The sequence below is a fragment of the Paraburkholderia ribeironis genome (assembly GCF_900019265.1).
Classification (GTDB): domain Bacteria; phylum Pseudomonadota; class Gammaproteobacteria; order Burkholderiales; family Burkholderiaceae; genus Paraburkholderia; species Paraburkholderia ribeironis.
Genome location: NZ_CYGX02000014.1, coordinates 1 through 11743 on the forward strand (window position 1 = coordinate 1; position 11743 = coordinate 11743).

At 61.2% G+C, this 11743-nt stretch carries 11 protein-coding genes and 2 pseudogenes; 10 read left to right on the forward strand and 3 right to left on the reverse strand.

The window, feature by feature from the left end:
* Positions 1 to 176: 176 nt before the first annotated feature.
* Positions 177 to 482 carry a reverse transcriptase domain-containing protein gene (locus BN2475_RS34990; RefSeq protein WP_218023683.1) on the forward strand — a complete coding sequence of 102 codons (306 nt, stop codon included), beginning with the start codon at positions 177 to 179 and terminating at the stop codon, positions 480 to 482.
* Between the two features lie 98 nt (positions 483 to 580).
* On the opposite strand, the pseudogene BN2475_RS07370 reads toward BN2475_RS34990, so the two are convergent.
* A pseudogene (locus tag BN2475_RS07370) lies at positions 581 to 911 on the reverse strand (hypothetical protein); the annotation flags it as partial.
* Positions 912 to 1222: 311 nt separating this feature from the next.
* Between BN2475_RS07370 and BN2475_RS07375 the strand changes: the two are divergent.
* Positions 1223 to 1927: a DUF3313 domain-containing protein gene (locus tag BN2475_RS07375; protein ID WP_094778948.1), complete on the forward strand. Its 705-nt coding sequence runs from the start codon at positions 1223 to 1225 to the stop codon at positions 1925 to 1927.
* A 59-nt stretch (positions 1928 to 1986) separates the two neighbouring features.
* Positions 1987 to 2205: pseudogene (locus BN2475_RS07380) on the forward strand (IS630 family transposase); the annotation flags it as partial.
* 645 nt (positions 2206 to 2850) lie between these two features.
* On the opposite strand, the gene BN2475_RS33445 reads toward BN2475_RS07380, so the two are convergent.
* Positions 2851 to 3054, reverse strand: coding sequence for a hypothetical protein (locus BN2475_RS33445; RefSeq protein ID WP_143325741.1), 204 nt, complete (start codon positions 3052 to 3054; stop codon positions 2851 to 2853).
* 404 nt (positions 3055 to 3458) lie between these two features.
* On the opposite strand from BN2475_RS33445, the gene BN2475_RS07385 reads away from it, so the two are divergent.
* The 4 genes from BN2475_RS07385 to BN2475_RS07400 all read left to right on the forward strand — a co-directional run bounded on the left by BN2475_RS07385 (position 3459) and on the right by BN2475_RS07400 (position 8141).
* A complete protein-coding gene (locus tag BN2475_RS07385) occupies positions 3459 to 4652 on the forward strand; it encodes a PAS domain-containing sensor histidine kinase (protein WP_094778904.1) in 1194 nt (397 codons plus the stop codon).
* Positions 4653 to 4657: 5 nt separating this feature from the next.
* The gene (locus BN2475_RS07390) at positions 4658 to 5293 is read left to right on the forward strand and encodes a response regulator transcription factor (protein WP_094778905.1); all 636 of its coding nucleotides are present in this window, start codon (positions 4658 to 4660) and stop codon (positions 5291 to 5293) included.
* A gap of 320 nt (positions 5294 to 5613) precedes the next feature.
* Positions 5614 to 6414: a potassium channel family protein gene (locus BN2475_RS07395; RefSeq protein ID WP_174641893.1), complete on the forward strand. Its 801-nt coding sequence runs from the start codon at positions 5614 to 5616 to the stop codon at positions 6412 to 6414.
* Positions 6411 to 8141: a SulP family inorganic anion transporter gene (locus tag BN2475_RS07400; protein WP_094778906.1), complete on the forward strand. Its 1731-nt coding sequence runs from the start codon at positions 6411 to 6413 to the stop codon at positions 8139 to 8141. The genes BN2475_RS07395 and BN2475_RS07400 overlap by 4 nt, the downstream gene beginning before the upstream one ends.
* Positions 8142 to 8448: 307 nt before the next feature.
* Here the strand turns inward: BN2475_RS07400 and BN2475_RS07405 are convergent, their stop codons facing one another.
* Positions 8449 to 9150, reverse strand: a complete 702-nt coding sequence (locus BN2475_RS07405; RefSeq protein WP_094778907.1) for a potassium channel family protein — start codon at positions 9148 to 9150, stop codon at positions 8449 to 8451.
* A gap of 414 nt (positions 9151 to 9564) precedes the next feature.
* Here BN2475_RS07405 and BN2475_RS07410 point away from each other — a divergent pair, with 414 nt between their 5' ends.
* The 3 genes from BN2475_RS07410 (at position 9565) to BN2475_RS07420 (ending at position 11730) form a co-directional block, all read left to right on the forward strand.
* Positions 9565 to 10326, forward strand: a complete 762-nt coding sequence (locus tag BN2475_RS07410; protein ID WP_094778950.1) for a bestrophin-like domain — start codon at positions 9565 to 9567, stop codon at positions 10324 to 10326.
* Between the two features lie 131 nt (positions 10327 to 10457).
* Positions 10458 to 10841, forward strand: coding sequence for a response regulator transcription factor (locus BN2475_RS07415; RefSeq protein WP_094778908.1), 384 nt, complete (start codon positions 10458 to 10460; stop codon positions 10839 to 10841).
* Between the two features lie 490 nt (positions 10842 to 11331).
* Complete coding sequence (locus tag BN2475_RS07420) at positions 11332 to 11730, forward strand: hypothetical protein (protein ID WP_094778951.1); 399 nt, start codon at positions 11332 to 11334, stop codon at positions 11728 to 11730.
* Positions 11731 to 11743: the final 13 nt, after the last annotated feature.

Sequence of the window (11743 nt, forward strand, 5' to 3'; positions counted from 1 at the left end):
AGTTCGCGTTGACCGTCCCGACGGTCGCGGACCGGGTGGCTCAGATGGTGGTCAAACAGCGTCTTGAGCCGCAACTGGAACCGTGCTTCCATCCCGACTCTTACGGCTACCGGCCGGGTCGGTCGGCACATCAGGCAGTAGCCGTGGCGCGCGTGCGCCGCTGACAATAGGCCTGGGTGCTTGATCTCGACATCAAGGGCTTCTTCGATTCCATCGATCACGCCTTGCTGATGAAGGCGATATGGCATCACACGAAGTGCAGGGTGACGCTTCTGGACATTGAGCGGTGGCTTCGGGCTCCGGTCAGTCTGGCGGATGGCACCATGCAGCAGCGGGACGCTGGCATGCCGCAAGACGGGGTCATCAGTCCGTTGCTGGCCAATATGTTTCTGCACTATGTATTCGACGAATGGATGCGTCGCAACTACTCGGGCGTGCCGTTCGAACGCGGGCGGGCGGAAATTGCAAGTAGATCTCTTTAGCACTGCTTGCAATACCACTAATTCGACCTCTGACCTCGAGACCATTGATTCACATTTGCTGTATGCAATTATGGATAAGACCGATTGATGACCGCAGTGGCCATCCAGATTGCTCGCGCATCGGTCGCATCGTTCTTGTTACGGCATGTTGAATGCCTTGACGAATTTCGCTGGCATCAGCTTCACCTGGTGGGCCAGCTCGATCAATCGCCGCGCCCAGTATTGGGATCCACTGCAGGACTCCATACCGATAAGGCAGGGATGGCGATCGGCGAAATGTTCGGGAAACGCCGCTCGCTTTACAGGCCTGTTCACGATCTCGCCCGTTTCGGGATCGACCCAGTGCACCTGCATTACGCTTTTTGCGATGTCCGTACCCACTGAGTTGGAATCAGAAATTCCAGCGCACGACACAGCCGATGACTGCATCTCGCCTCCTGTGCGGCTTCACTATTGCTGTATGCATTTACCGGTAAAGCTGGTTGGTGAAACTCTTAATCGGTGACGAATTGAGGTATGGACAGAACGGCGCTTCGTTTTCCTGTTCTGGCGAGTCATATGCTGAAGTGCTACTTATTGATAAATGTCAACTTGTTGTAAAGCGTGCGTCCTAACCTCTCGAAAGAGCCTACACAGAAAATGAAAATCCGAAGCGGCAAGTTTGGCACTCGGCCCGATTGCGCACGGAGGCATGGGTCAATTCCGGTCCAACGGTGGAGTTAACAAGCGAGGAGGAGGCTATGTGCAAGAAGACGATTGGTGCTTCTGCGATTGGTGCTTCTGCGATTGCGGTCGCAGCGATACTGGCTGCGGGATGCGCGAGCAGCAATGTGCCGACGCAATCAGAGTACTCAGGCTTCCTGAAAGACTATTCCAACCTGCAGGAAACCACGGATCCCAACGGACAACCGCTTCTGAGGTATGTCAACCCCAGGCTTAACCCGTCGAACTTCAGTGCCGTCATCGTTGAGCCAATTACGATGTATCCGAAAGCCGAGCCAACAGCACAACTGAGTCAGGCGACGATCGACCAGATACGCGGCTACGGCACCACTTGCCTGAAACAGGCGATTGCCTCAAGGGTACGGGTCGTGGAGACACCCGGCCCAGAGGTGGTCAAGCTGCAGGTCGCCGTAACCGGAGTCGCCAGCACAGCGGAGGGGCTTAAACCTTATCAGGTCGTGCCGATGGCCTTCGTCGCCACGATGGCGGTCAATACCGTGGCAGGTGCGCCGCAGCAGGCGAAGCTGCTGGTCGAGGCGCTCGGCACGGACAGTGTCTCCGGAGAGGTCTTGATCAAAGCCGTGAAAACTCACACCGGTGAGCGTCTGCAGCGTGTAGCATCAAATGAGCCCGTGATTACCTTTGATTCAGTCAAGCCGATCATGGACGACTGGTGCGAAGCTGTTTCCAAATCAGTATCGCAATTCGTGAGGCCTCGATAGCCAGTGCCATACGGGCTGGCACCGTCTCGACCGGCCATCAGGGGAGCACCGACGCCAACCAGTCACCCGAGCCTATACAACCCATGCTGCCGACGGGGTTCGGTTGCGTCTACGGCGTCACGCACGATTCTGTTCGTCACGGTACCGCCACGCTGGTTGCCGCCTTGAACCAGCTCAACGGCGCCGTGCTCGCCACCTGCAAACCGCGTCACCGACATCAGGAATTCCTGTCGTTCCTGCGCGAAATCGGCACGGCCGTCCCGGCTGAGCTCGAGGTGACTGCATTGGCTCTGCCGGTATCCAGACCCAGAGCCTGCGCACCAGGCTCAGCGGCAGTACAAAACACTACGACGGCACAAGCGGCGCAGTGAAGAATGGTTGCAGAGGTGAAGAGGGTCTACCCGCGACAGTTCGCGCACTGGCAGTCTCGGGGGTACAGGTTGGATAACGGGAGCCGTGCAAATCGAGAAGCTTACGCACGGTTCCGTGGGAGATTCCGGCTGAAATTCCCGGATTCTACTCACCCACGACAGAGGTTTATCTTGGGTACCGCCGTTTTCTGCCATTCAAGCGTCACGCATTCCGGCAATTGACTAGAATCAAACCTAGGGAACATTCGAAACCTGGAATACAGGCGGACGACGGGTGACGGGTAACGCGGCCTCGCCGCCGATACTTTCCCTCGAATTGTCATTGAGCAGTTTATCGTCGTGAATATAAAACGCCGCTATTTGCTGGCCCGTTCATATTCTTGATTGTTGTGAGTACTTTCCGAAATGAGCGCAGTGAGAGCAACACGGCAATGCAGATTCAACAGTGACTGAAGCCTTATGTCTGCAGAAACACGGGAAAGCGCAAGGAATGCATTCAGTATTGGTCGTTTCCCGCCACTCGTTATCGATGCGCACCGTAGCCGCTTTCGCTCAACCGCGCATCTGTAGCAAGATGCAGATCTGCTTTCCGGTGATGGTGTTTTGCGGTACGTGATTGTGCAGGCATGGATTTTCCATGGAAAGTTGATCAGTGAACAACCGTCGTTCGCAGTCGAAGGCATCGAGCCCGTTGCACGCGTGCAACCAGGAGTCCGCTTCCCGGACATCTTCCGGTTTGAGCACTTCAGGAGACATCTGTTGTGAGCCTCATCTTGCCGGCAGTCATATTGGCGCAGACAGTAATCATTCTGTGGCTGCTGATATCGCGCGAGCAACGAACTCGGGCAGCGTCGGCAAGCGGCGCTTTCGGGCAGCACGACGCTGCTGCGACGGTCAACCCGCCTGAGCCGGTTAACGATCCGCGCGCAGCCCGCGCAAGGCCAACGTCAGACGTATTTGGCTTTCTTGCGCCCTGGAGGCGGCTGTACGAAGGGCATCTCCGGCACATCGGAACTGGACATGCCGATAGGGCTGATAACGCTGACAGGGCCGACCCACATGAAAAGCCAGTCGGCCGCGTGGGGGGCGCAAGGCATCTGCATGCAGGTCGGTCGCGCAAGAGCTGGCAATCGGCCACGGGTACCCACAGGCGTTCCGTGATGGCGGAAGACGGGCAATCGACGCAGGAAAGGCAGTACGGCAGTGTCCTTGTGCGCAAAGATGGGCAGAACAGGTTTCGCGACCTCTGGGAGTGGTTACCCCTTGGCGTTCTCGCACTCGACGAACAGGGCGGTATCCTGACGGCAAACCGGCGAGCGGAGCGGCTCTTCGGTTATGAGGCGTCCGAACTGGCCGGCAAGCCGGTCTCACTGCTGGTTCCCGATGTAGTGAACGACCGCATGAACGACCGCATGGACAACGACCCGGCTGCGATGGGGCGCGAAGCGGCTTGCGCCGCCGATTGTTTCTCTGCCGGGCGTGCGCCCAGTCTGGTTGCAAGGCGCAGAAACGGCTCAGAATTTCCGGTTGACATCAGTTTCAGCCACGCTTCCAGGGTCGGCGATATGCCGGCCCTCGTGTTTATCGAGGATAGGGCGGATCACTACGACCTGCTCAAAAGCCGGCGCGATCTCGTGCATCTGGCGCGCGTGTCGACAATGGGTGAACTGGCGGGGTCGCTTGCCCACGAGCTGAACCAGCCGCTCACTGCGATCCTCAGCAACGTGCAGGCGGCGCAGCGCTTCATGGCGGCCGAGTCGATCGATGTCGCGGAGGTGCAGGAGATCCTGAACGACATCGTCCAGGACGACTACCGGGCGAGCGAAGTGATCCGGCGCATCCGTTTGGTGGTCAGGAAGGGCGACATGGAGTTCGCGCTGCTGAACCCTGCGGCGGTGATTCGTGACGTCGTTCTTCTTCTGCATAGCGACGCGATCATGCGCCAGACCCGCGTGACTGTCGAGCTATGCGCCGATCCGCCCCAGATATATGCCGACAAGGTGCAACTGCAGCAGGTCGCGCTCAACCTGCTGCTCAATGCGTTCGATGCGATGCACCACTTGCTGCCGGCTGAGCGCGCGGTGTCGATTGCGCTTACCGCGCAGGACGACGCTACGGTCCGGATTGCCGTGCGCGACTGCGGCCAGGGGCTGACCGTCGAACAGCTCGACACGGTCTTTAAGCCGTTCTATACGTCGAAGCCCCATGGCCTGGGGCTTGGACTGTCGATCAGCCGATCGATCGTGGAGCTCCACGGCGGCCGGCTTTGGGCCGAAAACAATCTTGATCGAGGCGCGACGTTCTATGTCACGTTGCCAGCAGGGAACGGGGCCTTGAACAGGAAGTCGCGATAGCTGCCATGGCTGAAGCAGACCCCTTGGTGCTGGTCGTCGACGACGATGAATCGGTATGTCGCGCGCTCGCGCGGCTGCTGCGCTCCGCTGGCCATGCCGTCAGGGTCTTTGCGTCGGCTGGCGAATTCCGTGCCAATGCAGACCTTGACGGCCGCCCTTGCTGTCTGCTGCTGGATGTCGAACTGCCGGACATCAACGGCCTTGAGCTGCAGCATGAGGTGGGGGAGATCGTCCCCATCATTTTCATCTCAGGGCACGGCGACATTCCGATGACCGTTCACGCGATGAAAGCCGGCGCTTGCGATTTTCTGCCAAAGCCCGTGCGTGACGACGACCTGCTGCGGGCCGTCGATCACGCACTTGAGCGCGCCCGGCAGACGCATACAAAGCGCTGCGAAGCGAACACGTTACGCCAGCGCTTCGAGCGCTTGACCAGGCGCGAGCGGGAAGTGATGGCGCTCGTCGTGACCGGCCGGCTCAACAAGCAGGTCGCGAGCGACCTCGGGACCGCCGAAAAAACCATCAAAGCCCACCGGGCGCGCGTGATGGAGAAGATGGAAGTCACGTCGCTGGCACAGCTCGTCCACCTTGTCGACAAGGTCGATCTGTTCTCCGCCTCCGACACGCGCCTGTCGCGCTGAGGGCAGCAGCGGCGAGTTCCTTCGGCACGGCGTGGTTGCGTAGAGGGCTCGCGGCGGGCTCCCCTTGCGCGCGAAGCAGGCACATATGGCCCGCAGCCTGACTTCATACACGCCGAGCGCGTTGTCGGTATCCATGCCCCGGTATCCATGCCGGCGTCGAGCGCGTTGCTGACCACCGGATCCTGCTCTCGCCGATGGACATCGAGTCTTACGCGGGTGCGAACTGCATTGGACCAAAGTCCCATTGCGTCGGTCGTGCAGGGTGGGATCATTCAGACAACTCAACTTCACACAGTCGCTTCGACCGGACCCGATGAACGATGCTGATCTACCGCGTCGATGAGCCTCGCCTTGGCGCGCTGCGTATCCGCGAATGGCGACGCCGTGCGCTGCACACGATTGCGCTGCTCCTGCTGGTGCTGAGTCTCGCGGCCGCGGGCCTCGCGCTGCTCGACCGGTCGAACGCTCCGCTCAGCACGCGGCTGTTCACGGCTGTATGGAACGGCGTCAACCTGGTGACCACGCTGGGAGACTTCTCGGACTTCGATGAAGGCCAGAAAGAGTTCATGCTGCTGGCGATGTTCGCGACGATGCTGGTCGGCGCGTTCGCGGTGACAAGACTCACGGGCATCCTGTCGGGAGACGACGTGATGGCCTATCGGGAGAACAGGGCGATGGAACGTAAGCTGGAAAACCTCATGGGTCACGTTGTCGTCGTCGGCTATCGGGCGGTCGGCGAGCGGGTGGCGGCGCGCCTGCGTGAAGCCGGCCACACCGTGCTGGTGCTCGTTGGCAACCAGGCACTGGCCGAGAAGGCGGCCGAGCGCGGGCATCTGGTCGTGCTCGGCGAAGCCAGCGTATTCGACGACGTACTCAGGCGGGCGCGCCTCGAATATGCCCGGGCGCTGGTGGTGACGCCTGCCGAAGCGGACGCCAATCTGGCCGTCACGCTGATGGCGCATACGATCAATCCCAGACTCTGGATCGCCACCCCTGGTGAGAACAGTCTGCGCAGGGAGCTGCTCGAAGCGGCCGGCGCATCCGATGTCGTGATCGCGGACGATCTGGTTGCCGACGCACTGATCGGAAAACTCGCGCGCCCTGTCGAGGAGTCGACATGAAGCCCACTACGCCAATCCACGCTCCCGCTCATCGTCTGCCATTCCTGCACGGGCTATTGCCAGTCGATCGGGCGCAACTGCCGCGCGACATTCTCGCGGGTATTACGCTCGCTGCGCTGGGTATCCCGGAGGTCATGGGCTACACGAAGATCGCGGGCACGCCGGCGGTCACCGGTCTCTATACGATCCTGCTGCCGCTGGTGGTATTCGCGCTGCTCGGCGCGTCGCGACATCTGGTCGTCGCTGCCGACTCCGCAACGGCCGCCATTCTGGCGGGAACGCTGGCCACCGTCGCCGCCCTGGGCAGCGCGGAGTATATCGGCCTTACCAGTACGGTCGCCTTCGCGGTGGCCGTGATGCTGGTGCTCGCGCGTATCTTTCGCCTCGGCTTTCTCGCCGACTTCCTGTCGCGCAGTGCGTTAATCGGCTTCCTGACCGGTGTCGGCATACAGGTCGCGGTGGGCGAACTCGCCGGCCTGCTGGGCATGTCGAAGCAGGGCCATGGCCCCCTCCTGCAGCTCGCCTCCGTATTTCAGCGCCTCGGCGAAACGAACTATCCTACGCTGTTGTTTTCGGTGGCGGTGCTGGCCGTGATCGTGGGCTTCAAGCGCGTAGCGCCGCGCATACCCGGTGCGCTCATTGCTGTGGTGGCAGCGATTGCCGCCAGCATGCTGTTCGACCTCACGCGGCATGGTATCGCCGTCATAGGTAACGTGCCTGGCGGGCTGCCGGCGTTGTCCCTGCCACCCATGCATGTGGCCCAACTCGATCAGGTCGTCGCGACGGCAGGGTCGTGCTTTATCGTCATCATCGCCCAGAGCGCGGCGACCGCGCGGGCTTACGCCAACCGCTACAACGAGGATGTCGATGCGAATCTCGACATCCTGGGCCTGGCTGGCGCGAACGCCGCCGCCGCGCTGACCGGCACGTTTGTCGTGAACGGCAGCCCTACCAAGACGGAGATGGTCGATGACGCGGGCGGCCGGACCCAGATCGCCCATCTGACGACCGCGGTTATCGTGCTACTCGTGCTGCTCTTTCTGACGAGGCCGCTCAGCTTCCTGCCGGCCGTCGTGCTGTCGGCCATCGTTTTTATGATCGGCGTGAAGCTGATTGACGTGAAGGGCATGAGAGAACTTTTTCGCCTGCAAAAGGACGAGTTCGTGGTCGCCTTGATCACCGCCGTCGTGGTCGTATTCGTCGACGTCATGCACGGCATTGTCGCGGCCGTGGTGTTGTCGCTCATCGATCACGCGCGGCACAGCTACCGGCTGCGCACACGCGTGTTGACCCGCGACGCGAGCGGGCATTGGGTGCCGCACGTCGCAGCGCCGGGCGTGTTCGCTGCGCCAGGGATCGTCGTGTACCGCTTCGAAGCAGACCTCTTCTACGCGAATGCAGGCCGCTTCATGACGGAAATCCTCAAACTCATGGAAAACCAACAGGCTCCGGTGCGGTGGGTCGTGATCGATGCCTCTCAAATCAGCAATATCGACTACACGGCCGGGAAGACGCTTCTTCAGTTGCGCGAAGAACTGGACCGCCGCGGCGTGGGGCTCGCGTCGGTCGCCGTGCCTGAGGGCGTGCGAAGCGAGATAGAGCGGTATCGGGCACTTGGCAGCCCGGATGCGGCGCGCAAGGAAATCTTCCTGACGGTTGACGACGCAATTGATGCCTTGCGCGACGCGCCGCCTCCAGCACCGAAACCGGCGGCGCCATCAGCCTGATCGTCAGCCTGGTGCGGGGCGTCGCGGGATTGACCGGAAGAGGAGGGGCCATTCCGAAAACCGCTGGACTACAGAGCCGCGCCAGGCCTGGCGGACCTGCCGGGCCAGCCGCCAACGGCATTGATGACGATCTATTCGTGGTGTTTCGTAGGCGCGGCTCCCGTGCATCACGGATCGATGCCGGCAAAGCGGCGCGGCAGCGAGTGCCCCGCGCCCAGCTCGCTGTCTGCACGATTGCCTCGCGCGACCCGATCGCGCTGCTGGAAGCGTCCAATGTCGGGCGTTTGCCGAACCTTATGCCGATCCGTTACGGACTGTTCTTGCCGGAGCTACCGCCCGCAACCTGCAACGAAACCAGCCGGGCCAGCACGATAGCCGGATACAGTTGCCCGATCAGCGCCTCGAGGTTCGCCAGCGACCTCGCCGCGCGTGCCACCGGCACGATGTCGCCATACCCGACGGTGGTCAACGTCACGAAGCTGAAGTAGAGCCAGGTCGAGCGATCCGGCGGCCCCGCGGTTTTGGGAATGCCGGAAAACGCTGCGGGAATCTGCAGGCTGATGAATTCATACACGTCGGCCCAGACCACTCCTACCAGGATGTAAAGGACAATCGCGCCGCGTATGCGGTCGAGGGTCACCGCGCCCGCACCGAATACCTTGACCCCGACAACCATACCCAGCAGGCCCAGCGCGAGTAACGTCGCGCCATCCCGGATCATCAGGTAAGGCGCCAGCGACGACAGCCATGCCGCCCAACGCACGACGATGGCGAGCAGCACGATCGGTGCGAGCCACATCATCGCCCTGCGGCGATCCGATGCCGCAATCACGCCGCTCAACAGCACGAGGGTGAGCAGGATATCCCGCGCGATTCGTCCGGTCACGCTGCCCGACGTCGTGGCATATGGGACCACAAACACGCTGATCATCATCAACGCCAGGAGCGTCGACATGTTGTAAGTGCGCAGCCACGCGGCGCGCGTTCGCCACGGTTGTACGGATAGCATGGTCCCTCCCGTCGAACGGATGCGCGTGAGCCCTTTTTTTTCTCCGAAGCCAGTCGTGGCGAACCGAGCAGCCTGCGCTCAACGCAAGCATGGGGGGCGGGCGTTCAATCCCGACGACGTGTCATATTCGTTCTGTAGGGGCGCATGGGCTGTGGTCCAGTCTACGCCGGTTGCGACCGATGTTCGAGCCACCTGCAGCGCCCCGGACTGCTACCGGACGGCTCACATCGACGCAGCGATGCGGGCGCTCCAGCCGCTGCGATGTGAACGTATTGGACCAAGGTCCTATACCTGCCCCTTCCTTCGACGCGTAGTCTGGTTCCCTGCCGAACGGAGTTGACGGTGCGGCACCGGACCCAGCGCACGAAGGAAATCAGCTAACCGTTCGTCCACGACCCGTTGGAGCGTCGGACGGTGCACCACTTATTCATCGCGTTTATCGTCTTTTGCTGCGTCTTCGCCAGCGCGGTGCTCGGCCTGTGGCTGCACGCGATGCTGCCGGGACACCATCTCAGCGAGGATTCGATCGGCGTTGTCAAACTCACGACGGGCCTGATCGCTACGATCGCCGCGCTGGTGCTCGGCCTGCTAATCTCATCAGCCAAAAATTCGCTGGACACGATGAACGCCGAGCTTGTGCGCGCCGCCGCCAGCATTGTTCAACTCGATCGCGTGCTAGCGAAATACGGACCGGAAACCCAGGAGATCCGTGAGGCGCTGAAGCAGCACGTTGGCGCTTCGATCCAAATCCTGTCCTCGGGTGACCCCGCTCAGGTGGCGCGGCTTGGCAACACCGCTACGTTGCGACGCGTGGAAGGGCTCCAGCACAAGCTCGAAGAACTCTCGCCGCATAACGCGATGCAGCGGCAACTGCAAGCGAGCGCGATCGGGATTGCCGATGAGGTGCTGGCTGTGCGCCGTCTCGCGCTGCTGCAGTCGGTGGGCGCACTCCCGATGGCGCTCCTCGTCATGCTGGTGGTGTGGCTATCCATCATCTTCGGCGCATTTGGCATGTTCGGCCCGTTCAACGTGACCGTTGTAGCCGCGTTCTTTCTGGGCGCGGTATCGACATCCGGCGCCATTTTTCTGATTCTCGAAATGAACACGCCACTCGATGGATTGATCACCGTTTCGCTTGAACCGATGCGCGATGCGTTCGCGATGCTCGGCAAGTAGCACGCACACTTGGCCCGCAGCTCGACGTCATACAGGACCAAGGTCCAATATCGCTGTCCATTCCCGTCACTTAGTCTGATGTCCTGGGGGTATGCGGGTGCTCGCCTATTTCCGACACTGGGCCATTCAAAATGGGAAACGAAAAGCCATTTGTTGTCGTCGTCGATGACGATGAGTCGGTGTGCCGGGCGATCAAGCGGCTATTGCGCTCCGTCAGGTTTGCGACCGAGTCGTTCGCGAGCGGCGAGGAACTTCTGAACACCCTCGCTTCGATGCCCTCGTATCGGCCGGCGTGCGTGATTCTGGATATCCAGATGCCGGGTTTGAATGGACTGGAGGTGCAAAGGCGCCTGGCAGGAAGCGGCTTGCCCGTCGTATTCATCACGGCGCATGACGATGTCGACGTGAAGGAGCAGGCGCTTTTGGCAGGCGCGGTGGGCTATTTGCCAAAGCCGTTCGACGACGAGCTGTTCATCAGGACGGTGCGCACCGTTTTAGAGAGTACGACGCCGTAAGCATGGCGCGCTTGGGGCCCGTTGCCGTATTGGACCAAAGTCCAATAGCTTTTGATTGGCGCCGCACCCAATATTTGTTTCATCGGATCGGGGCCGCGGCGACGGCTGTAGCGAAGGGTTGCTCCGCAACGGGATCTCCAAGGTAGTCCGGAGCATGAGGATACCGACGGGCGTGGCCGTGATCGCACGTCACAAACGGATCGATCGGCTGTCGTCGACGCACGATGGTGTCGCAGACGGCTCTTGACCAGGAACTCAATGCAGCGATACGGAGTGTGTGCGCTAACAGGCTGGATGTGCACGCCGTCGCATGAGAGGCGAATCGCCGCCCAAGTTCCCAGGCGTGGCGAAGGAGGCGTTGTCGCTGGCGCACCTGCTGGCGGGCACGAATCGATCCTTTCAACCGCGCCGTGACGGCATGCATGGCTGGTCGCGGGTACACGGTTCAGTAGAGACCCGCAATGGTGCGCCAGTACGCGGAGACGCAGTCATGAAGAAGAATGTTCGAGGCTCTGCGGTCCTGGTGGTCTTCTGCCAGCGTTCATTGTCGGTGGCCGCCGCAGACGTCGACGGCAACCGGCCGGTGCTCTGCGCGACCTTTAACGCCCATGCCTGCGATCCCGGAATCACCAGTGAGCGATCGTTGCCGGCGGAGATCGGCGCCTTGCAATTGCTGCGCCTCGATTTTTCAAAGAAGACGGTAACCGGCGCCGCGCTGGCGACGCCCATGCTGTACATCGAAAAAGGCGAGAGTCAGTTTCTCCTTCTGGGCACCGAGCGCGCCTACGCATGGTCGATCGTGCTTGACAGTACGAATGGCGCGATGTCGGCAACGCTGGTGAATCGCTACGATGCATTGGTGCTGTTCGGCGCTCTTACGCCCAATTAGCCGTGACAGGTTA